A 22,787-nucleotide genomic window follows, 5' to 3' on the forward strand; every position below is an offset into this window, starting at 1 on the left:
CTTTGAGTGCAGAATTAAAGCTTAGGCGGGATCTTAGGAAGGTGCAAATTAGTGGTGGGTGTCAGCGATTTAATTCTAGCGATTTATTAACGATTTAATTCCTTGCAATTGAGATACTAACATCTGTTTTACGGCCCCTTACAAAGTCAGGACTCAATATGTGTGACATGATTCACATCAGCAATAGACTCACCATCCCAAATCATTTCAATCAGACTGGTTTGCATTACATCCAACACAGGCTTTGGAGTGAAAAGAGCTATACACTCGGCACCTTGATTGCGGACACTAGGGTAAAGTACACCTTGATACCCGTCTTTTTTTAGCTGACAAGCCAGCGCTTGAGAGGCAGTGTATTTATCGGGATCGAGAATGTCGGTTTCGCCCTCTTTAACCGTGTGAATTGGTTCTGCATTATGGCGCACAACGAGGCTTCGAAAGACGATACGGTCAAACTCCAACCCTTCAACATTTTGGTAGTACCGTTGTTGATGGTATTTGACTTCTAGCATTGCTGTGCGTTCTAAATCGGCAATGTACAAGGCACCAAATAGCCCATCGTTAAAACGTCCACCATTAGGGTTCACATGAGTGAAAGGCGCGACCGCATAGCTGCGGCCATTAGCGCATTGATAGGGGATCTCATTGGGGTCAATAAGCTCAACGTTCCCCACCTCATCTTGAAGGCGAGGATTCGTTAACTCTTGCAATGTATAAAGGTGCTCGAAGTCCTCCGCGCTGGCGACGTCATCAAAAAGGTGTATAGACGGATACTTAGTGCAAACCAGTCTATAGCCTTGAGACTCTATCCCCATAAACCACCTCGCAGAGCATCTATTCGTTTAGCTACTTCGTACAAGTCACCAAACTTGCCATCTTCAATGATCTCCAGGGGTGTGCGACCTGCAAAGAAATCATTGTGATTCTTCATTTGCATAAACCCTTTGACGTTGGCAGGGTTGCTGAACACAATACGTAATGCCTGATGCATGTTTAATAAGTAGCTAATTCGCTCTAACTGATCATCGCTTAGCTTCACAGTATCGGGATTCGCTTTGTACTTGTGGTAGGTTGTTTTTGGTAGCTTTAAGATGCTTTGAGCTTGAGAAGCTGTGCAACCCCACTGCGATAAAATGTTATCCGCAGCCTTAAAACCAGCTTTGGCCATTGCATCTCGGTTATATGCTTCTTCTCTTTGTGCTTGCATGCGAAGACTCCCATTTGGAACTTATTTGTCATTATGGTACTAAATAGGACTTTCTGCAAGAGAGTATTGATCGATATGTAGACTAGTGGTTGATGTGAAAAGACAATAACGTTACCCGTAGGAAAAAGCTCATTGTTTCAGTTGATAGCGCTCTAATGACCGTTAAACCAATACCCTGAACTGATCTGGATAAAGCCTGCAACTTACGGGCAATCTATTATTGTAATTCGTACCGTTGCTTGTGCCGTGTTTACGATGTACACCTTCAACTTTCATGCCTGAGTCGGCTTATTTTTGCACCGAGGTGATCTGTGATTTGGTAAAACGTGATTTTTCTTAGTTAGCCTCCAGCTTTAATGAGTGCAGAATCATTTTATGGGAAGGTGATAGCTCAGATTAGGTCATCGTTAACACAATTGAAGATTCGCTACTCATTTATTTAGCTAAAGGGGTGTAACCCCCTTAACCCATCGCCGCGTAAAGCGCCTCCTGCCCTAACGGTTTACCAGTATTTTGCTTGTGCGATAGCTTCTAGTAGTCCGCTAATATCTGCGGCATATACTTCGCCAATATTACCAATTCTAAAACAATCTGCGTTTGATACTTTGCCGGGGTAAATTACATATCCTTTTTGCTTCAATGCTTCATAAAAACGCTTAAATTCATAGCTTTCGTCACTTGGTGAATAAAAAGAAGTGATAATAGGTGAATGCATGGCTTCTGGTAACAAGGCTTCAAAACCAAGGGCTTTCATGCCGCTAACGAGTTGTTTTTGATTTTCGCTGTAACGCTTAAATCGCGCAGAGACACCTCCCTCTTGCGCCAATTCTTCCAGTGCCTTGGCAAAAGCTCTGACAACATGCGTTGGCGAGGTAAAACGCCATTTACCGTGGTGGTTTTCCATGGTTTTCCACTGGGCGTGGAGATCCAAAGAAAGTGAACGTGCTTGTCCTTCAGAGGCAACCAGCAGCGCCGTTTTTGCAATCACAAAGCCAAAACCTGGGACACCTTGAATACACTTATTTGCTGAGCTAATGAGGATATCAATTTGCCACTCGTGCATATCCATCTCAATGCCGCCAAAACTGCTCATGGCATCAAGGATCATTACTTTGTTGTGATGTTTCGCAAGCTCCGCTACGCGTTTAGCTGGATTCAGCATCCCCGTTGTGGTTTCGCAGTGTACCATTGCTACGTGGGTGATCTCAGGGTGTTGCTCAAGCGCTTGTGAGATCTGCTCAAGTTGCGGCAATTCGGTTTCAACAAAGTTGAGCACAATCACATTAATATTGAGATAACTGGCTATCTCAATAATACGCGTACCATAGGCACCATTATTGATAACCAGTAAAGTGCCAGACTTTGGAATAAAAGTTCCAATAGCCGCCTCTACACTTGCTGTACCACTACCCTGCATTAAGGTTGCACTGTAGTCACTGCGATACTGTGGATCTGCAACCGCAATTTCACAAAGTTGCTTGCGAATAACTTGCACCACTCCTTGGTTATATTCATCATCCCAAGTGCACCAGTCTTTCAACATGGCTTCTTTCACTGTGTGGGAGGTACTGAGCGGGCCTGGCGTCAGGAGTAAATAATTGTTGTTCATAACTTGCCTCTAAACTGGTCTATACCAGATTATTTAACCGAGTTTAGGTGACAACGACATGACAGTTTTATGAAATTAAGATTGATGTAGTAATGATGTTCAATGAAGCCTCGCCTTTACCCTAAATGGCAAAGGCGAAGAAAAGCAACAGAGGCTCTGGTTGTTATCCCGAGCTTAAGTTATTTAACCTGAACTCAGGATAAGAAGTTAGTTAATATTTATACCCATTTGGATTATTGCTTTGCCAGCGCCATGTATCTTGCATCATGGCATCCAGTCCACGCTCTGCATGCCAGCCTAATTCAGATTTGGCTTTTTCAGGCGCAGCGTAACAGGCGGCAATGTCGCCATCGCGACGTGGTTTAATGTCATACGGTATAGCTTTGCCCGCAGCCTTTTCAAACGCGGTAACCATCTCTAGTACCGAGTAGCCATTGCCGGTACCTAAGTTATAGATATGCGTGCCTGCTGCTACTGCGATTTTCTCAAGTGCTTTTAAATGGCCAATAGCTAGATCAACCACATGAATGTAATCTCTCACGCCCGTACCGTCTTTGGTGTCATAGTCGTTACCAAAGACGCCTAAACTCGCCAGTTTACCAACAGCAACCTGTGAGATGTAGGGCAGTAAGTTATTGGGAATACCATTTGGGTCTTCACCAATTAGCCCCGACTCGTGTGCACCAACCGGATTAAAGTAACGCAAAATAGCAAAGGCCCAACGCGGGTCTGATTTAGCGACATCCTGTAGTACCATTTCAACCATCAACTTTGACGTACCATAAGGATTGGTTGTGCCACCAACTGGGAAATCTTCACGAATAGGAAGGCTGGCAGGATCTCCATATACCGTCGCTGACGAGCTAAAAACTAGCTTAAATACATTGGCGTCACGCATTGCATCAAGCAGCGTCAACGTACCTTGGACGTTGTTTTGATAATACTCGATTGGCTTTTGAACCGACTCTCCTACGGCCTTTAAACCTGCAAAGTGGATCACTTCTTCAATATCATATTGCGCGAATACACTATCAAGAAATGCCTTATCAAGAATATCACCTTGATGAAATGCAGCTTCCTTTCCTACTATCTCAGCGACTCTATGTAATGAAGTCTGCTGAGAATTGCTTAGATTATCTACGACCACTACCTTTTTGCCTTGCTGTAGCAGCTCTAATACAGTGTGAGAGCCGATATAGCCTGCGCCACCTGTTACGAGAATCGTCATATCTATTCCTATGGTTGTTGTCTATGCATTACGTTTAACATGCAATTTAATATATCGCTATCAGTCTTCGCTGTGGCATACAAATGCCAGCTTGTTATCAAAAAAGCTCAAGCGAGAAATTGAAGTCTGACAGTAACTTCTTAAGTTTCTTAATAAGTGGATCTTTTTAGGCGCATTTAAATCCCGGTAATAAATTTTATTATCTAGTGCATATGCCACTTTGTTATCATCCAACCAAGTGTAATCTTGCACTTGACTGGGAAGAGCAAAAAATCGCTGAATATGATCGCTCTCTCTATGGTAGGTTGCGAACCACATCAAGCCATTGACTTGATAAGTAAAAGCAAACACGTCACGCGCACGGTTGTAAGACAAAGTTCGGCCAATATCTTCGGCAAGAATTTGTGGTAAATGACCGTTAATATCTGTGTACTGTAAGGTATGCGGAGCACTTTCAGTCGCACCTAAAATAAACATAATAAGATCTTGGTTGCTCCCCCAAGCATGATATCCAACAGGTTCAATATGCTCAAAAACACGACTTGGTTTTGTAGCCTGATCAAACGGATAAAACCACAGTTTTTGCTTTCCGGAACCCTCAACCACAATCGTCGTTAACCCTTTCCCATTCGGGTGCAGTGTGGGTGAATATTCGAAGACAGGGGATTGAGTGAGATTCGTTGTGTTTTGGCTTTGAAAGTCGTAAAAAAACAGATCCGTTTGACTATTACCATCAGCGCTTACTTCCCCAGTATAGAAAACCCCAGAATCAGTCACTAGTGGTTGATTAAAATATGCGGTGTTTTCGGTAATCGGTTTAGCACTGAAATGTTCACCTAATTCAGCTAGCCAAACTTGGCTTTTGGGCATGGCTGAATAAGCCGGTAAACAGGACGCGAAAGCGAATAGACAAACTGCGAGCTTCACACGCATTGAAATGGGCATGGACGTTCCTTTGATTTTTCATTGTAGTTATATCACCCTGCTATGATACCCAACACTCGCCCTCAAGCAAAGCTTGCCAAAAACTTTGCTTCGCGTAACATCGAATTAACGGATGATGAAAGCTAAGGCAGATTTATGTCAGACAAACACCCTATTATCGCCATTACTGGTAGTTCAGGCGCAGGCACTACAACAACGACAAGCGCGATAAAACACATATTCCGCAGTCTTAATACCAAAGCCGCCTATGTCGAAGGCGATAGCTTTCATCGCTACACTCGCCCTGAAATGGATAAATTGCGTCGCGAAGCGCTGCAAGAAGGTAAGCACATTAGCTACTTTGGTGAAGAAGCCAATGACTTCGGCGCATTAGAAAGTCTGTTCAAAAGCTATGGCGAAACCGGCAATGGCAAAGTCCGTCGCTACCTTCACACGTTTGACGATGCCGTGCCATTTAATCAGCTACCGGGCACTTTTACTCCTTATCAAGAACTGGAACAAAACACCGATATGCTGTTTTATGAGGGGCTGCACGGCGGTGTCGTGACCCCCGAGTATGATGTGGCCAGCAATGTTGATTTATTGATTGGCATGGTGCCTATCATCAACCTTGAATGGATCCAAAAGCTCATTCGCGATACCAATGAGCGCGGCCACTCCAAAGAAGCGGTCATGACGTCAATTGTGCGCTCAATGGATGACTACATTAATCACATCACCCCACAGTTTTCTCGCACGCACATTAACTTTCAACGCGTGCCCACCGTGGATACGTCTAACCCATTCAGTGCTAAAGACATACCATCATTAGACGAAAGCTTTGTGGTTATTCGCTTTCGTGGCATCGAAGATGTTAATTTCCCTTACTATTTACAAATGATTGAGGGCAGCTTTATGTCTCGTGTAAATACGTTAGTTGTACCGGGTGGAAAAATGGGATTGGCAATGGAGTTAGTACTGACTCCACTTATCAAAGAATTATTAGTGAAGAAACGTGCCCTTGAGAATATGGCGCCAGTCGATTTACCGATTTAACCCAGCTTATGTTTTGATTAGGAATAATAGCTTCCTTGCATCGCTCCATATCACACTTTACACTGACGCCTTTTAGGGCATCACGAGTAGTTGTTATATGGACATGCTTACCATTTTAGTGGGGTCTAAAAACCCAGTAAAAATCAATGCTGCAAAAACCATCTTTGCGCAGTACTTTCCCAATGCAAAAATTGATTGCCAGGGTATCTCAGCGCCAAGTCTCGTTGCGGATCAGCCTTTAGGTGAACAAGCCACCCGTGAAGGCGCAGAGAATCGTGTTACTTACTTACAGCAACATCATCAAGCCGATTTTTATTGTGCCATGGAAGGAGGCGCTGCCAAATTTGAATACGGTGCAGCTACTTTCGCTTATGTCGTCATTGCGGATAACCGTCGTACGAGTGTCGGCCGTAGTTGTAATTTGCCGCTACCGGCATCGATCTACGCACGTCTTGAACAAGGCGAAGAGCTAGGACATGTAATGGATGACCTGTTCAACACCACTAATATCAAGCAACAAGGTGGTGCTATCGGTTTACTAACCAATCATCTTGCCACCAGAGAAAGTAGCTACACGCAAGCCTTATTGCTCGCGATGGCGCCCTTTAATCACCCGGAGATGTATTTATAATGCCGAACTACACACATATTTTATTTGATGCGGATGAAACCTTATTTAGCTTTAATGCCAAACTTGGATTACAAACGCTGTTTACTCAATATGACGTAGTATTCACTGACGAGGACTTCGAAGAATATAACAGCTTAAATGCGCCACTTTGGGTGCAGTATCAAAATGGTGAGATTGACGCAAAAACACTTCAGGTAACGCGCTTTAGTCGCTGGGCTGAAAAACTCGATGTCGCGCCTGAAGTGCTCAATGCGGGATTCTTGGCAGCGATGGCAGAAATTTGCCAACCGTTACCGGGAGCTAAAGCCTTGCTCGACAGCCTGAAAGGCCAATGTACTTTGGCTATTATTACCAACGGATTTGCCGCGCTTCAGCAAAAGCGCTTAGAGCACACCGGCCTTGTGGATCGTTTTTCTGAAGTGGTGATCTCTGAGTTGGTAGGTAAAGCCAAGCCAGATCCGAGTATTTTTGCGCATACGTTAGCGCTGTTGGGAAACCCCGACAAATCCAAAGTATTAATGGTTGGCGACACACCAGCGAGTGACATTTTAGGCGCAAACCGCTTTGGGATTGATAGCTGTTGGTTAAAGCATGATGGCAAAGTCTGCCCTGACCATATCAAGCCAACCTATACCGTAGAGTCTCTTAGAGAGTTGCAAGCGATTTTAATGGGGTAATGCCCAGTGCAATTGTGTGGGGGTAAGGTGACCTTTCGGGTTTTAAAAAGCTCGCCGAGTAAATCGGCTCCTACCAAAGGTAGACCTTGCGGATTATTAAAAGCTCGCCGAGCAAATCGGCTCCTACCAAAGGTAGACCTTGCGGATTATTAAAAGCTCGCCGAGCAAATCGGCTCTTACCAAAGGTAGACCTTGCGGATTATTAAAAGCTCGCCGAGTAAATCGGCTCCTACCAAAGGTAGACCTTGCGGATTATTAAATGCTCGCCGAGTAAATCGGCTCCTACCAAAGGTGGGCCTGAGTAGGAGCAAGTTTACCTTGCGAGCTCTTAAAGCTGCTGAAGATGCGCCGCAAAAGCCGGTACTTATCAATTGATTAAAGTGCTGAGCGCTGTCTTAACACTTCAAATAGACATACACCGGTCGCAACCGATACATTTAAGCTAGACACGCTACCTACCATCGGGATCTTAACCAGCTCATCGCAATGCTCTCGAGTTAAGCGGCGCATGCCATCACCTTCGGCGCCCATTACAATGGCCATAGGCCCAGTCAGGTTTGCATCAAAAACGGCTGTATCGGTTTCGCCTGCCGTACCCACAACCCACACGCCAGCTTCTTTAATATCACGCAATGTACGAGCAAGATTGGTTACTTGGATAAGCGGAACTGTTTCTGCAGCGCCACACGCTACTTTTCTTGCAGTGCCGTTTAGCTTTGCAGACTTATCCTTTGGTACGATAACACCATGTACACCTGCTGCATCAGCACTACGCAGACATGCACCTAAGTTATGCGGATCCGTTACCCCATCAAGTACCAAGAAAAATGGTGTGGTTTCTCTTTGAATGATCTCATCAAGATCTTTTTCATTGTATGCCCGCGCCGCTTTAACATTAGCAATAATGCCCTGATGTTGCTCACCATTCGCTTTGTTATCAAGCGCTTTACGCTGCATAAACTGCACTGAAATACCAAACTTACGGGCATCGTTTACGACTTGATTTAAACGCTTATCTTCACGTCCCTTTAGTGCATAAATTTCTAAAAAGCGCTCCGGCGCGTTATTCAAAATGGCTTCGATTGAATGAAAGCCAAAAATTAATTCGTTACTCACGTTAAAGCTCCCGCTTTATAATCTATTGCGCTTTTTTGCTACGATTTCTTTCGTTTTTACCTGGGCGTTTTGCTTTGCCCTTTGCCGCTTTGGCTTTTTTACTCGTCGATTTTTTCTTCGACTTTAGCGTGCCTGCCTTTTTCGCCTGTTTGAGCTCACCCTTAGGGGTCGTTCTTTTGCGCTTTTTGGCTTTGTCATCGCCTTTATTATCTTTATCGCGACCAGACGTTTCACCGTCACGGCGCTTAACCCCCGGTATTTTACCCGTTTTTAGCTGCTCACGAACACTACTTGCCGTGCTTTTCGGCGATTTTCGACGCCTTGAATAGCGATCTGAAAGACCTTCTTCAGCCAAAGCTAAGTTGATGCGGCGATCGTCTAAGCTAACTGAAGCAACCACAACATTCAGTTTATCACCTAGTCTAAACACCGTGCGGCTATGTTCACCAACCAGATATTGCTTAGCACCATCAAAGTGAAAGTACTCATGCCCTAAATTGCTAACATGGATCATCCCGTCAATCTGTAGGTCGTCTAGCCTCACAAATAATCCAAAGTTGGTGACCGATGAGATCACACCGGTAAATTCATCGCCAACATGATCTTGCATAAATTCACATTTAAGCCAATCAGCGACTTCACGAGTGGCGTCATCGGCGCGGCGCTCTGTCATCGAGCACTGCTCACCCAGTTGTTTCACTTCATCTTCGTTATAGATGTAAGCACCACTCACTGGCTGTTGTTGCTGCTGTAAAATGCCTTTGATTGCGCGGTGTACTACCAGATCCGGATAACGGCGAATTGGTGAGGTAAAGTGTGCATAGGCTTTTAAGGCCAAACCAAAGTGACCAATATTTTCTGGCTGATATACTGCTTGCTTCATTGAGCGCAGTAGCATAGTTTGGATCAATTCTTTTTCAGGCCGCTCTCCCAGTGACTCGATCGCTTGCGTCAACTCCTCTGGCGACGGATCGTTAGGTAATTGGCTTTCAATACCCAAGTCTTGCAAGAATTGTCTAAATTGGCTCAATCTTTCAGGGTCTGGCTCATCATGAACACGGTACAAGCTATGGGCTTCGTGTTTTTCCAACAACTTTGCTGCTGACACGTTCGCCAAGATCATGCACTCTTCAATCAGCTTGTGGGCGTCATTACGAACCACAGGCACGATAGAGTCAATTTTTCGATGGGCATTAAATACAAAGCGCGTTTCTAGGGTTTCAAACTCAATCGCGCCACGCTCCTGCCTCGCAGCCTTCAACGCCATATACATGTTATGGAGCTCAGTTAGATGAGGTACAAGAGGCTGATAATCGGCTCTGAGCTTTTCGTCACCTTGTAAAATCGCATGGACTTTGGTGTAAGTAAGACGAGCATGAGAGTTCATCACGGCTTCGTAAAAACGGTAGCCAGACAAACGACCCGCTTCTGACACGGTCATTTCCGCAACCATACACAAACGGTCGACCTTTGGATTCAATGAACATAAGCCGTTCGATAGTACTTTGGGCAGCATTGGAACAACTTGCTCAGGGAAATACACTGAGTTACCACGTTCAATCGCTTCTTTGTCAAGTGCAGTGTCCTTACCTACATAATGAGACACATCTGCAATGGCAACCCATAAACGCCAACCACCTGACTTTTTACGTTCACAATAGACCGCATCATCAAAATCTCGGGCATCTTCACCATCTATAGTTACTAACGGTAAATCGCGTAGGTCAACACGACCTTGTTTCGCAGACTCTTCAACAAATTCACCAAGATTTGCAACTTGTGCTTTTACTTCACCAGGCCACTTATGAGGAATGTCATGATTGCGAAGTGCCACCTCAATTTCCATACCCGGTGCCATATGATCGCCGAGTACCTCAAGTACTTTACCCATTGCATTCATTTGTTTGCTTGGGCTTTGAGTGACCTCTACCTGCACCATTTGATTATGGCGAGCACCATTTTCTTGACCAGGTACGATGATGATATCTTGAGTAATGCGAGGATCTTCAGGCACCACGACTGCCATGCCAAACTCAACAAAATAACGACCGACGACTGGCGCACGCTCTTTTTCAAGTACTCGCACAATGCGCGCTTCCACCTTACCACCTGAGCCTCGACTGCCAGCCTTCGCTAACACCCAATCGCCATGCAGCACTCGCTCCATTTGATACTTAGTGATAAACCAATCTTTGGGTTCGCCTTCTACTTCTAAAAAGCCAAAGCCGTCACGGTGTCCAACAACGCGACCTTTGACTAGACCATCATCACTTGGAATGGTGTAACACTTAAATTTATTGAAGTGCAGCTGACCGTCTCGCTCCATTGCACGCAAGCGGCGTTTAAGCGCAATTTGACGTTCTTCGTCTTGCACTTTTAAATCGTTACACAATTGAGAGAAAGAAGGAGGTTTGGCCGCGCTTTTAATGTGCTCTAAGATAAATTCGCGACTAGGTACTGGATTGTCGTATTTTTGCTGTTCTCTATCGAGATAGGGATCCTGTTTTGGCATTACTGTCTTGTTAAATAAGCTATGCTGTTATTTTAACCCAAAATAGCCTAATGACCTAGGCCAAGATCGATGAATCTTTTTATGCAGATAGATTAACCACTGAATTTGACACCGATTCCAACGTTGCAATTTGGGCATGAAGCTCTAATAAACGCTCAACTGAGTGTCTAGCAACCATAGCAAGACCGTCCCAATCAATTTGCTCTTCCGAGTAACTTAGCTGCGCAGTTGCAGCTTGAACAAGCTCGGCAAAATTCACCATACCAAGCTCTAACGCTTCGTTTTCAATGTAGGCAAGCTTATCAACGGCTAAATCAGTTACATTCAACTCTGTGAGCCCTTTAATTTGCGCAATTTCGTACTCAAATCGATCTGCTAAATACATCAATTTCGTCGCCAGCACGCCAGAACTTTCACGGTTTGCAAGATCCATAAACCTTGATTGATCAATCAGAGTTTTACATTCCAAGCGAGATGTCGTTTTTACAGTTGCACATTCTAGTGCCACATATAAACGGCTTGGCATGATAGGTTTAGTTAAACAGTCCTGCATGCCTGCTCGGAGGCATCGCCTTTTCAACTCAGGATCGCCATCACCCGTTAACGCTATCACCTTAACGCTGGAGGTAAAGCCAATTTCATTGAAACCCTCTTTAAACCACTCAAGGCCATTACCATCAGGTAACCGCATATCCAGCAGAACAATATCGAAATTATGTTCTAATAGCGCGACTTCAGCTTCTGCAAGACACTTAGCAATAGAAAACTCACTCACCATATCGTTTAAGTAGGTGCTGATCACATCAATATTCATGGCGTTATCTTCAACAACAAGTACATTGAGTGCCAGCTTTTCTGTATTAAACTCTGTGCTCTGTAACGGTGAATCACTACACTGACAATCTAGTTCAAAGCTAAACACCGTGCCATTACCAATCTTGCTGTCGACGTTAAGCTCAGAGTCGAGCCCTTGCAGCAGCTGCTTGCATAATGCCAATCCAAATCCTGCACTTTGCGAGATGGATTGCTCATTGTTTAATGTCACAAAAGGTTCGAAGATCTTTTCCATTTGTACTTCAGTCAGTCCTTTGCCCGTATCCTTAATTGCAAAACGGATAGTTTGCTTATCTTCAGTGCGACTTGTGCCCTCAAGGATCAATGTAATAATGCCTTTATCTGTATACTTAATCGCGTTCGAGAGCAGATTTCTGAGTACCAAAGACAATGTATCTTGCTCGACGACATGAACGTCCTGCGGATACAGACCTTTAACCTCTACCCTCAAACTCAATCCTTTAGCCAGTGCCAGCGGCTGTAAGAGGCGAACTAACTCTTGCGAAAGACTATAAAGCGAGACTGGCACACGATTTTGCGCGGCATATTCCCCTTTCGCCTGTAATAATACTTGATTAGCTAAGTCCGACATCGACATCGCAGCGTGGACGATAACATCGCATAACTGAGCATGGCGATTGGGCTCTCGCGGTACTTTTTTAAGTGACTCTGCATGACCAACAATGGCATTTAGTGGTGTTCTCAGTTCATGACTCAATAGCGTTAAGAATTGACCTTTTACCTGCGCTGACTGCTCAGCAGCAGTTTTTAACAGGCAGAGTTCTTTTTCACGACGGCTGCTACATAACAGGCATAAAGAAAAACACAACAGCAGTGGCATCGTACTCACCGAAACAGCAAAAAACTGATTAACCCAATTTGCCGAAACCAGGCTATCTGTCACCGAGTAGCCGCCAAGCATGACCAACCTAAAAGTAAACACGGCTAGTAAGCTCAAGCACGATAGGCCAAACGCCCAATGTGCTGCACTAAATTCCTTCGATAATAACTTTTGCCCTTTATTCAGAGCCCGTAGACAATAAATCATCGCCATCGCCCAGACTAAGTAGTTGATCCCGACGCGAGCTATAAAATTAAAATCCACGTACAAAAAGTAGGTAAAACTTGGAATACCCAATACGGCTAATACATACCAAGGCGTGTAATTGCTTTTCACACTAAAAAATGCATCAACACCGCGAACCAGATAAAAAAGCCCAAATGCGATAGTAAGATTGGGAATAAAAATTGAGAACGTAATGGGAAGTGTATAGGCGGCTAGCAGACCACATCCAATTGCGGTAAGCGCAATGAAAACAAGCCAATTTCGAGTGCCTGATAGGCCTTTATTAATAAACCAGTTTACGGCCATAAAAACTGTACAGACCACAGTTGTTATTGCGGTAACTTGAATAAGTAATTTAGGATCCATTATTGCACTCAAAATTAATACATTATTATTACTTAGTGAAAGATGCAGTATATTACCGCACAGCATTATTTTGAAGTACTAACTGGATATATGCTATTACACCGAGTTACAGCCACCCTTTTTGCTTAGCAATTCTTGCTGCATCCACCCTATTTGTCGCATGTAATTTCGCGATGGCGTCGGATAAATAATTCCTTACCGTACCCTCGCTCAAAAATAACTGTTCTGCGATTTCAGCGGTTTTTAACCCTTCGCTCGCCAAACGCAACGCTTTGCGCTCCTTATCAGTAAGTGGGTCAGCATCCTCCAAAGCGTACAGAGCAAGCTCTGGGTCAATAACCTTATATCCATTCATGACCTTTTTCAACGTTGATAGCAAGTACTCACTTGGAGCTTCTTTTAATACAAATCCATTTACCCCTAAGGTGATCGCGCGACGAATATAACCCGCCTTAGAAAAGGTCGTCATGATAACTACTTTTGTGTCTGGCATTTTTTGTTGTAAGTGCTGAGCAAGCTCAAGCCCAGTGACTTGTGGCATTTCAATATCCGTTAACACGATATCAGGCGTTAACTTTGCTAACTTTTCCTTTGCAACTTGACCGTTTTCAGCCTCGCCAACCACCTCAATCTCTCTATCTAAGCTCAATAATGCCGCAATAGCTCCCCTCACTAATGCCTGATCTTCAACAATAAAAACTTTAATCATCCTGCTTCTCCTAGTACCGCCTTAAAGCATCCGCCCTGTTCGGTGTTATAAAATAGTTGGCCGCCACATTCTTTCAATCGAGTACGGATCCCCATTAAACCATTTCCTTCCTTTATGGACTTTACAGAACCATTATCTTTAATTTCTACAAAGACATTATTGTCATTTTGCCGTAGTGTGAAGCAAACCTTATCTGCGTCGCTGTGACGAATAATGTTGGTGCATATCTCTTTAGCAAAAAAGCACAAACAGGCTTCGCTTACTTTATCTAAAGTGATCGCCTGCAATTCTAGAGTTACGGCAATGCCCTTATCTTTTAGCCTCGATGCCAAAATGTGCAGTTGAGCATCAAGCGCAAGCTGATGGTAGCCGGTGACGGCTTGGCGCACTTCGCTTAGTGCTTCTCTCGCTAAGTCTGCAACCTGCAGCGCTTCTGATTGCGCTTGCTCTAATGCATTTGCAGCCGCAAATTTACTCGCCAGCTCCGCTTTTAATGCTATCGAGCTGAGTGAATGACCGAGTAAATCATGTAGGTCGCGCGCAATACGCTCTCGCTCAGCCACGGCGCCTAATCGCTTAATCTCCTCTTCACTTTGCCTCTGCAACTCTTGATGTACTCGCTCTCGGTGTGACATCCAACCAAAAATAAAGAGTCCACATGCCACACACAGTGCAGGCATCAAGAAATAAACCGTTTGCTGGGTTGCGATAAATTTAGCCGTTAGCAATACCAACGCTATGATGACCAGCATCGCAATGATTTTATAGCGAGGCAGAAAATTAAAACCGCAAAAAAAAGCAATAAAGCCAAATAACGAACTCGTCCCGGTCGTCACCCAACTACCTGCAACACAAAGCCCTGACATCAGCACTAAATTCATCACCAACGCATTGCCCGTTTTTGTAATACTCTGCCAATAAAGCACGACAAAGCTAAGGTACACAACAACTTGCAACGCAATATTAACTGCGCTCAATTGCGCCCAGTTAAATACCAATGGGAAAAAATAAAAGGTTGAAAATATAAGGGGTCCGGCATTCCAAAATGAGCGCCGTTTCTCAACTAGGGTAAATTCTGTGGTTATGGACACAAGCTTCTCTGATTCGCTCTTTTTATTATTATTTACGTTTAAGCGCAGAATGTTGAGTGACAAGTGTCAACAATCTTGTCATCTCAAAGCGATTAAATGATAGACTGCTAAAAAACAGATCTAATATTCGATATGCGCCCACAACAGTCCGCTTTGCTCTCGCTCCATAGTGCCGTTTTATTATTTGGTGGAACAGCATTATTTTCAAAATTAATATCACTCTCAGCACTGGATATCACCGTTTACCGTACCGCTGTAGCCTTTGTTGTGCTGCTACTGTTACTCAAAATACAACGGCAACCGATAAAATTAATACACAAAAAAGATTATCTAACTGCCTTAGTTCTTGGTGTCATCGTGGGACTTCATTGGGTGACTTACTTTGCAGGTATGCAAATGGCGGGAATTGCAGTTGGGATCATTGCCTTTTTCACCTACCCCGTGATCACGGTTTTTTTAGAGCCGCTCTTCACTCGCAGCCGCGTGCAAATAAAGGATTTTATCAGTGCTAGCGCGGTGTTATTTGGTATCTATCTATTAGTACCAGAAGCGAACCTTGGCAACCAAGTTACTTTAGGGATTATCACGGGCGTATTCTCTGGCGCACTCTTTGCGCTACGCAACTTGCTCCAAAAGCGCTTCTTTTCTCACTATAGCGGCCCACACACAATGCTTTACCAAACGCTTGTTGCATGCCTCATGCTGTTAGCATTTGTGGAAGTGCCAATTCAGCAAGTTTCCACAGAAAACCTCTGGTTAATCTTGCTTGCAGGAGCAATATTTACAGCAATTCCACACGCCTTGTTTGCTTCTAGCCTACGTTATTTATCTGCTACCACTGCAGGGTTAATTTCTTGTTTACAACCATTGTATGGAACACTATTAGCTTATATTCTGTTACACGAGACGTTGACACTTACAACATTACTTGGCGGGTTGTTGGTAGTTAGTGCAGCCTGTTTTGAAACTTGGTCTATTACAAGGAAAAAAACATGATTCAAGTCTTAGCGCACCGTGGAGCCAGTGGCAGCTATCCAGAAAACACACTTGCCGCAATAGAAGCAGCTCTCCATATTGGCGTTGATGGTATTGAGTTGGATGTGCAAAGTTGCGCGGATGATTACGCCATTATTCACGACACGTGGCTAGACAGAACCACTAATGGCGTAGGTAGAGTCAATGAGCAAACTCAGGCCCATCTTGCCACACTTGATGCCGGTAAAGGGCAATCAATTCCCACCTTGCAGCAAGTGTTTGCCACCATAGGCAAACAGACAGATATCAATTTAGAGCTAAAACACACCTTTAGCCTAGATAAATTCGTTATTTATATTGAAGAACATATCCAGCAAGGTGTGATCACCAGAGAGCAGCTACTCATCTCCTCTTTTGACCATCATCAACTATTGTGGCTAAAGCAAAAATTACCTTGGGTAAGAATTGGCGCGTTAACGGCTTCTATTCCAATTCATTATGCGCAATTTGCTGAATCACTCCATGCCTACAGCATTCATATGGACAAAAACTTTATTAATCATGAATATGTACTGGACGCAAAATCTCGTGGATTAAAGGTATTTGCTTATACGGTCGATAAACAACAAGATATAGATATGATGCTAGATTTCGGGGTGGATGGTATTTTCACTAACTTTCCATGCCAAACCAAAATGTATTTACAGGGCATTGGCGCTTACGCCCCCCCAATTGAGTAACTACTTGATCGCTTTGGCATTGTTATTCCATTTAGCTCATCTATACTGAGACAAATAAAGTGGCACAATGATGAGCCCAATATGAGTTTATATATGCGCATTTATAATTTTTTAGAAGAGACATTTTTCTTTACCTTAACTCGAAAGATTGTTGGTAACTTAGGCTTTTTATTTCTCTTTCAAGCAATTAGTTTATTTTGGCTGTATTCTGAGCTATCTCAGTCTGGCGCGAATATGGGAGCATTTTGGTTGATCACGATTGTGATCCTTGCCGCTTTTGCGTTTACCGTCTTTTATATGCGCTTTTTAATCGTGCGGCCAGTGCAAGCAATGAAAGATTCACTGGAACGTGTTAACCGCCAAGACGGTAACTTAGATGCAAAGCTACCACAGTTTACTTATGACGAATTTAGAGACTTAAGCGAGCAGTATAACGCTTTTACTACCCACCTTAGTGCTCTGTTGGAAAAAACATACGAAAGCGCCGCTGCGGCAACACAAAGCAACCGCGATATCACCAGCTCCATGCAAAGTACAGCCAAATATGGACAGCAGCAGCTGAGCCAAGGTGACACAATTATTGCAGCTTCCGATCAGGTCAGCCACAGTTTACAAAGTATTGTGCACAATACCGATCAGGTTTATCAGGCCAATACCGAAAGCCTGCACTTTGTTCGAGGTTCATCACAGTCGTTAACTAAGCTCGTTGCTGAAGTAAAACAAATCACCACGCTACTAGGTAACTTTTCATCGACGGTTTCAGGCCTGAAAGAAAATAGCGAGAATATTCGTAACATTCTAAAAATGGTCGAAGAGTTTTCCGACCAAACCAACTTGCTGGCGCTCAATGCGGCAATTGAAGCAGCTCGAGCAGGTGAAGCCGGGCGTGGCTTTGCAGTGGTTGCCGATGAAGTTCGTGCGCTATCGGTCAAGGTCAATGCGGCTACCCGCCAGATCAGCGACTTTATCAATCAAATGAACGTGCTTGTCGGTGAAACCAATCAAGAATCAGAACAATTGATTTCTCATTCAAGCTCAGCAGAGAAAGCCATCAGTGATACCTCTCAAGGCTTTATTTCGATGAGTGATGACTTTGAACGCAATCAAGCGCAATTAGAAGAAATCGTTAGTGCGGTACACCAACTTGAAGAAACACAAAAACATACCCACCAAGCAGTGCAACAAATTGTCGAACTGGGTCAGCAATCTAAATCACAAATTGATGGCGCGTTAGCTGAATGCCAAAGTGCCCAAAAGCTCACAGAAACCACTCAAAAAGAGCTTACTCGTTTTGTTTCGCGGCGCTAAGCCCGCGAAACATCAAATGTGAGCACTTCGCTGATGCTAGCTTTGTTTAGCGCCAGCATGACTAGCCTATCTATTCCCAGTGCAACGCCAGCACAATCGGGGATCCCCGCGTCAAGTGCAGCCAATAACCGCTCATCGGCCGGCACAGGATGCAATCCCATCTCAGCTCTGAGTTGGTTATCTTGCTCAAAACGCGCTCTTTGCTCTACCGCATCCGTCAATTCGTTAAATCCGTTAGCCAGTTCCATGTTGCGATAATAGAGCTCAAAACGCCCTGCAACGCGATTGTCTTTCGGGTTAAGTTTTGCCAGCGCCGCTTGCGATGCCGGAAAGTGATAAACAAAACAAGGTTTCTGCTGACCGATTTTAGGCTCAATTTCCATACAAAATAGCAATTGCAGTAAAGTATCTGGATTATTCTCGATAGCTGCAATATCACCATAACCATATTTGTTGGCGTGCGCTTTTAACTCCGCTAGCGACACACTTAAGGGGTCAAATCCAAGGTATGTCTCAAAGGCTTGTTGGTAAGTCATCGAATCACTAGCAGGACAGTCCAATAACATCTGCATCAACTCATCGATTTCCGCCATTAAGTCAAATTCGTCAAAGCCCGGACGATACCACTCTAACATCGTAAATTCTGGATTGTGATGACGTCCTGACTCTTCATTACGAAAAGCCTTACACAATTGAAAAATCGCACCACTGCCTGCGGCAAGTAGTCTTTTCATCGCATACTCAGGTGACGTTTGTAAAAATAAAGGCAAACCTTGGCTGTGATTTGGGCCAACAAATCGAGTATGGAAAGTATCTAAGTGAGGATCGGTCACTGAAGCTTGAGAAAGACTCGGCGTGTCAACTTCCATCACATCACGTGCAACAAAAAAGTGCCGTATCTTCGCTAAAATCGCAGCCCTTTGCCTAAGCGTGTCTATCGTTGCACTCGGCTGCCAATTGTTCACCGTCATTGTTTACTCCAAAAAAATCCCAGCAACATGCTGGGATTTATAAAACATCGTAAATTGCTTTACGCTATTATTTTACGCGGCTTACGTATTCGCCACTACGCGTATCAACTTTGATCACTTCACCAATTTGAACGAACAAAGGAACACGAACAACAGCACCTGTGCTTAGGGTTGCAGGCTTACCACCAGTACCCGCAGTGTCGCCTTTCAGGCCTGGATCGGTTTCAGTGATCTCAAGTTCAACAAAGTTAGGAGGTGTTACTGCGATTGGATTACCATTCCACAGTGTGATAGTACAAACGTCATTTTCAACCAGCCATTTTACGCTATCACCCACTGCTTTTTCATCAGCTGCGATCTGCTCAAATGTTTCGTTGTTCATGAAATGCCAGAACTCACCATCAGTGTATAAATACGCTAGATCAGTGTCCATTACGTCTGCGCCTTCCACTGAGTCGCCAGACTTAAATGTTTTCTCTAGTACTTTACCTGAGATAAGCTTACGGATTTTAACGCGGTTAAACGCTTGTCCTTTACCAGGCTTGACCATTTCATTTTCTAAGATAGAACAAGGCTCGCCGTCCATCATAATTTTTAGGCCGCCCTTGAACTCGTTGGTGCTATAATTCGCCATCGTATCCTCTAATCTACGTATATTCGAGTAATTAACCTGCTAATGATACAAATAAATGAAGTAAATTTGCAGACTAACTGGCAAAAAGAATTAGCAAATGTTGTCACTGACCCACAAGAGCTACTCAACATCTTGGGGTTGCATGACCAATTTGATGCACGAGACTTTGCAGCTAAGCGCTTGTTTCCTATGCGAGTACCTCGCCCATTTATCGCTAAAATGCGCCACGGAGATCGTCATGATCCCTTGCTATTACAAGTGTTACCTGTACATCAGGAATATTTAACTGAAGCGGGATTTAGTAAAGATCCACTCGAAGAACAAGACGCACCTGTACCTGGTTTGTTACATAAGTACCGCTCTAGGGTATTACTCATGCTCAAAACCGGTTGTGCGGTCAACTGCCGCTACTGTTTTCGACGCCACTTTCCCTATCAGGATAATCAGGTCAACAAACGCACCTTAGAGCCTGTATTTGATTATTTGCGCGCCCATCATGAAATCAATGAGGTGATCTTAAGTGGCGGTGATCCGCTGATGGCCAAAGATGACATGATAGCTTGGGTGCTAAAACAATTAGAGGCTATACCACAAATCAAACGTTTACGTATTCACAGCCGCTTACCGGTAGTGATCCCAGCGAGAGTAACCGAGGAATTGTGCCAACGTTTAGCAAACAGTCATTTAAAGGTGATTTTGGTAAATCACATTAATCATGCAAATGAAATCGATGATACTTTTAAAGCGGCAATGCAAAAGCTTAAACAAGCCAATGTGACCTTGCTAAACCAAGCAGTGCTACTTAAAGGAATTAATAACGATGTTGCGGCTCAGGCCCAATTGAGTGAAGCCCTATTCGATGCAGATATACTGCCTTATTATTTGCATTTACTCGATAAGGTAGAAGGCGCTAGTCATTTTGATGTAGAAGAGCGTGAAGCCAAGGCGATAATGGCTGAACTTTTAGAAGTGCTACCGGGATTCTTGGTGCCTAAATTGGTGCGAGAAATTGGTGGTCAGCCAAGTAAAACGCTGATCGACTTAAATTTACTAGACTAAAATAGCAAAAAATCGGTGCTAATGACCCTAGCACCGATTGCTTTGCACATATCTATCGGACATGCCGAAGACAACGTGCCATCAGACATAAGCTTACGCGTATGTATTGATGTTGTTGCCTAGCGTTGCTGTCACTGATTTAGCTGGCGTTTGTGCTGCTGCACTGCTGCCCGCAGATTCAATTAAAGCAAGCGCGGCTTGTCCATCTGCTTGCTGTTGCTTCTTTGCCAATGCAGCGCTGTATACTTCACCACTTTGGCTCGCTCCAGACATAGCAGGTAGGTTACTTCCGGAAATATTCATAAGTGATTACCTAACTTTTTGATGGATCAGATAAGGTATCGGCATACAAAGCTAAATCTTTAGGGTAGATTTTGAGATAAATTTCCAATCCCTTTTTACTACCTTTAAAAGAGTAGATTTACACCTGACATTTGTAAATGAAACCCTTAAAATAAGCCCTTTTAGTAGGGCGATTAGGACTGACCATGCAAGCCGTTATCGAAAAACTCAATGAAAATCTCAAGATCATATACCGCCAAGCACTAGATGCGGATAAAAAGCTTGATGACTTGCAACAGCAAGGCCACGGTAAGTTTAAAGCGCTATTTACGGAAGATGCCGGGTTTACGTTTGAAGCAAAGCGCTTTAAACCTTATGTATTGGATGTTGCAGCCGACGTTGAAGGTCTATCTAAAACTGAAGAAATTGACGAGCAAAAACTCGCATTGGTTGTTAAAAAGTTACAATCGTTGATACAGTTGCTAGCAACATTTAAATAGCCAACTAATTAGTTAAGCACGCAGCTTAATCGCTGCGTGTAAGCGTATCTCACGGCTAATACCTGTTAATTAACTAACTTTTTCATCAAGTCATCTTCAAACCAGTCGGTTAAAAGACGCTTTTCATAGTAAAAGGATTCATCCATTCCTCTTTTTATTCTATCCATGAATGACATATCTTTTAACGTCACGCCATTTTCCTCTGCGATGGTTTTACCCGACTTGTCTGTTAATTTGTAGCTAATTTCAAAACGGGGGAAATGGATTGGTTTAATCACCCGAATATCAGTGGTACCGTAATGAACATCACCAGCAAGGTCTATCTCATCAAAGGTAATTGCGAGCTTGTTGCCCTCGGGTAATTTCGTCGCTAGCTCTTCTAGGTGTTTCTGCAGTTGCTTTTCAACTCGTTTATGAAATGAACCTCGCGTTTCATTACCAGGCCTGACATCGCGATACTCTTTAAAGTCCTTCCAAGTCACAGCGACTTCACCTGCGTTGACAAACAAGGGAGTCATAAATAAAGCAAGTATTGCAATTTGTGTTTTCATCTTTGGATCTCCTTCAAACTCTACCATCACCTTACTCCTTCATTGTACGAAGTAAAGCAAGATCACACCCTTTTACGCAGTGTGACATTTGGCTACATTTACATCAATATACATAGTAAGACCGAAGTTATTGGTAAATGTTCTCAAACAGGTATAAACACAATGAAATGAACGATAACTTTCCCTTTCCATCTGCGCTTCGTGCCCAGTAAATAAATTGGTAATATTTATTCTTTCGTCAGCCGTGAAGTGCAGTATTTAGCACACTACAGGCTGCGTTTTGGGGTATATTTGACTGCAGAGCACGATAGTGAACGTGATTTGTTTGCAGCAATAAGGGAGTTACTAAGCTGAGAAACCAGCCCTCAGTTTTAATAATTTTTTAGGTCGGGATTTATGCTGCCACATCTCGCTTGTCATTGTGAAAGAAATCACTACTTCTCGATTTTTCGTGCTGCATTAAAACCTAATCATATGAAAACAAGGTATATTTTACCGATTTGCTTGGTTTGCTCATTTATTAAACAACCTGAGATTTGGATAATTAATACCTTATCCAAACCTCACGTTGACTAGTCAGATTATAATAATTAGTCGCTTCTGAATATTGACGTTTTGATGCTCAGACTGGCTGAACCATATCAGTAATCAGTCCAGACTGAGTATTCTCTTTATCGACAGTTCTGTTATTGCACTGCGCTTTTTACCGCTAATAGCTGATATAAAATCCAGACATAAAAA

22 protein-coding genes are annotated in these 22,787 nt (G+C 43.6%); 8 read left to right on the forward strand and 14 right to left on the reverse strand.

Annotated features, from left to right (window positions below; all coding sequences use genetic code 11):
- Positions 1 to 146 precede the first annotated feature (146 nt).
- The 5 genes from CKO50_RS22015 to CKO50_RS22035 form a co-directional block, all read right to left on the reverse strand.
- Positions 147 to 815: an RES family NAD+ phosphorylase gene (locus tag CKO50_RS22015; RefSeq protein WP_095729914.1), complete on the reverse strand. Its 669-nt coding sequence runs from the start codon at positions 813 to 815 to the stop codon at positions 147 to 149.
- The gene (locus CKO50_RS22020; RefSeq protein ID WP_095729915.1) at positions 806 to 1,207 is read right to left on the reverse strand and encodes an MbcA/ParS/Xre antitoxin family protein; all 402 of its coding nucleotides are present in this window, start codon (positions 1,205 to 1,207) and stop codon (positions 806 to 808) included. The genes CKO50_RS22015 and CKO50_RS22020 overlap by 10 nt, the downstream gene beginning before the upstream one ends.
- 502 nt (positions 1,208 to 1,709) lie before the next feature.
- Positions 1,710 to 2,816: a 2-aminoethylphosphonate--pyruvate transaminase gene (phnW, locus tag CKO50_RS22025; RefSeq protein WP_095729916.1), complete on the reverse strand. Its 1,107-nt coding sequence runs from the start codon at positions 2,814 to 2,816 to the stop codon at positions 1,710 to 1,712.
- Between the two features lie 211 nt (positions 2,817 to 3,027).
- Entirely contained in the window at positions 3,028 to 4,044 is a 1,017-nt protein-coding gene (gene galE / locus CKO50_RS22030; RefSeq protein ID WP_095729917.1) for a UDP-glucose 4-epimerase GalE, read from the reverse strand.
- 60 nt (positions 4,045 to 4,104) lie between these two features.
- Positions 4,105 to 4,989 (reverse strand): hypothetical protein, encoded by an 885-nt coding sequence (locus CKO50_RS22035; RefSeq protein ID WP_095729918.1) that lies wholly within the window; start codon positions 4,987 to 4,989, stop codon positions 4,105 to 4,107.
- Positions 4,990 to 5,124: 135 nt separating this feature from the next.
- Between CKO50_RS22035 and CKO50_RS22040 the strand changes: the two genes are divergently transcribed.
- The 3 genes from CKO50_RS22040 (at position 5,125) to yjjG (ending at position 7,332) form a co-directional block, all read left to right on the forward strand.
- Entirely contained in the window at positions 5,125 to 6,024 is a 900-nt protein-coding gene (locus tag CKO50_RS22040) for a phosphoribulokinase (RefSeq protein ID WP_010368692.1), read from the forward strand.
- 97 nt (positions 6,025 to 6,121) lie between these two features.
- Positions 6,122 to 6,655: an inosine/xanthosine triphosphatase gene (gene yjjX, locus CKO50_RS22045; protein ID WP_095729919.1), complete on the forward strand. Its 534-nt coding sequence runs from the start codon at positions 6,122 to 6,124 to the stop codon at positions 6,653 to 6,655.
- Positions 6,655 to 7,332, forward strand: a complete 678-nt coding sequence (yjjG, locus tag CKO50_RS22050) for a pyrimidine 5'-nucleotidase (protein ID WP_095729920.1) — start codon at positions 6,655 to 6,657, stop codon at positions 7,330 to 7,332. The genes yjjX and yjjG overlap by 1 nt, the downstream gene beginning before the upstream one ends.
- A gap of 375 nt (positions 7,333 to 7,707) precedes the next feature.
- On the opposite strand, the gene rlmB is transcribed toward yjjG, so the two are convergent.
- The 5 genes from rlmB to CKO50_RS22075 all read right to left on the reverse strand — a co-directional run bounded on the left by rlmB (position 7,708) and on the right by CKO50_RS22075 (position 15,026).
- A complete protein-coding gene (gene rlmB / locus CKO50_RS22055; RefSeq protein ID WP_095729921.1) occupies positions 7,708 to 8,448 on the reverse strand; it encodes a 23S rRNA (guanosine(2251)-2'-O)-methyltransferase RlmB in 741 nt (246 codons plus the stop codon).
- 22 nt (positions 8,449 to 8,470) lie between these two features.
- On the reverse strand, positions 8,471 to 10,960 hold the full coding sequence (rnr, locus tag CKO50_RS22060; RefSeq protein WP_095729922.1) for a ribonuclease R: 2,490 nt from the start codon (positions 10,958 to 10,960) through the stop codon (positions 8,471 to 8,473).
- Between the two features lie 79 nt (positions 10,961 to 11,039).
- Complete coding sequence (locus tag CKO50_RS22065) at positions 11,040 to 13,226, reverse strand: ATP-binding protein (RefSeq protein WP_095729923.1); 2,187 nt, start codon at positions 13,224 to 13,226, stop codon at positions 11,040 to 11,042.
- Between the two features lie 106 nt (positions 13,227 to 13,332).
- Positions 13,333 to 13,935, reverse strand: coding sequence for a DNA-binding response regulator (locus CKO50_RS22070; RefSeq protein ID WP_095729924.1), 603 nt, complete (start codon positions 13,933 to 13,935; stop codon positions 13,333 to 13,335).
- A complete protein-coding gene (locus CKO50_RS22075; protein ID WP_255231124.1) occupies positions 13,932 to 15,026 on the reverse strand; it encodes a sensor histidine kinase in 1,095 nt (364 codons plus the stop codon). Before CKO50_RS22075 ends, CKO50_RS22070 begins: the two co-directional genes overlap by 4 nt.
- 132 nt (positions 15,027 to 15,158) lie before the next feature.
- On the opposite strand from CKO50_RS22075, the gene CKO50_RS22080 reads away from it, so the two are divergent.
- The 3 genes from CKO50_RS22080 to CKO50_RS22090 all read left to right on the forward strand — a co-directional run bounded on the left by CKO50_RS22080 (position 15,159) and on the right by CKO50_RS22090 (position 18,049).
- Entirely contained in the window at positions 15,159 to 16,022 is an 864-nt protein-coding gene (locus CKO50_RS22080) for a DMT family transporter (RefSeq protein WP_095729926.1), read from the forward strand.
- Positions 16,019 to 16,741 (forward strand): glycerophosphodiester phosphodiesterase family protein, encoded by a 723-nt coding sequence (locus CKO50_RS22085; RefSeq protein ID WP_095729927.1) that lies wholly within the window; start codon positions 16,019 to 16,021, stop codon positions 16,739 to 16,741. Before CKO50_RS22080 ends, CKO50_RS22085 begins: the two co-directional genes overlap by 4 nt.
- Positions 16,742 to 16,834: 93 nt before the next feature.
- The gene (locus CKO50_RS22090) at positions 16,835 to 18,049 is read left to right on the forward strand and encodes a methyl-accepting chemotaxis protein (RefSeq protein WP_095729928.1); all 1,215 of its coding nucleotides are present in this window, start codon (positions 16,835 to 16,837) and stop codon (positions 18,047 to 18,049) included.
- Here CKO50_RS22090 and epmA read toward each other — a convergent pair.
- Together epmA and efp are read right to left on the reverse strand one after the other, a co-directional pair.
- The gene (gene epmA, locus CKO50_RS22095; RefSeq protein ID WP_095729929.1) at positions 18,046 to 19,020 is read right to left on the reverse strand and encodes an elongation factor P--(R)-beta-lysine ligase; all 975 of its coding nucleotides are present in this window, start codon (positions 19,018 to 19,020) and stop codon (positions 18,046 to 18,048) included. The genes CKO50_RS22090 and epmA overlap by 4 nt on opposite strands.
- Positions 19,021 to 19,087: 67 nt before the next feature.
- Complete coding sequence (gene efp, locus CKO50_RS22100; RefSeq protein WP_010605834.1) at positions 19,088 to 19,654, reverse strand: elongation factor P; 567 nt, start codon at positions 19,652 to 19,654, stop codon at positions 19,088 to 19,090.
- A 42-nt stretch (positions 19,655 to 19,696) separates the two neighbouring features.
- Between efp and epmB the strand changes: the two genes are divergently transcribed.
- Positions 19,697 to 20,713, forward strand: a complete 1,017-nt coding sequence (gene epmB / locus CKO50_RS22105; protein WP_095729930.1) for an EF-P beta-lysylation protein EpmB — start codon at positions 19,697 to 19,699, stop codon at positions 20,711 to 20,713.
- Between the two features lie 93 nt (positions 20,714 to 20,806).
- Here the strand turns inward: epmB and CKO50_RS22110 are convergent, their stop codons facing one another.
- On the reverse strand, positions 20,807 to 21,016 hold the full coding sequence (locus CKO50_RS22110; RefSeq protein ID WP_010605836.1) for a hypothetical protein: 210 nt from the start codon (positions 21,014 to 21,016) through the stop codon (positions 20,807 to 20,809).
- Positions 21,017 to 21,201: 185 nt separating this feature from the next.
- Between CKO50_RS22110 and CKO50_RS22115 the strand changes: the two genes are divergently transcribed.
- Positions 21,202 to 21,495 carry a prephenate dehydrogenase gene (locus tag CKO50_RS22115; RefSeq protein WP_095729931.1) on the forward strand — a complete coding sequence of 98 codons (294 nt, stop codon included), beginning with the start codon at positions 21,202 to 21,204 and terminating at the stop codon, positions 21,493 to 21,495.
- A 65-nt stretch (positions 21,496 to 21,560) separates the two neighbouring features.
- On the opposite strand, the gene CKO50_RS22120 is transcribed toward CKO50_RS22115, so the two are convergent.
- Complete coding sequence (locus CKO50_RS22120; RefSeq protein WP_095729932.1) at positions 21,561 to 22,073, reverse strand: DUF3016 domain-containing protein; 513 nt, start codon at positions 22,071 to 22,073, stop codon at positions 21,561 to 21,563.
- Between the last annotated feature and the right edge of the window lie 714 nt (positions 22,074 to 22,787).

This window comes from Pseudoalteromonas sp. HM-SA03 (assembly GCF_002289345.1).
In the GTDB taxonomy this organism is placed as follows: Bacteria; Pseudomonadota; Gammaproteobacteria; order Enterobacterales; family Alteromonadaceae; genus Pseudoalteromonas.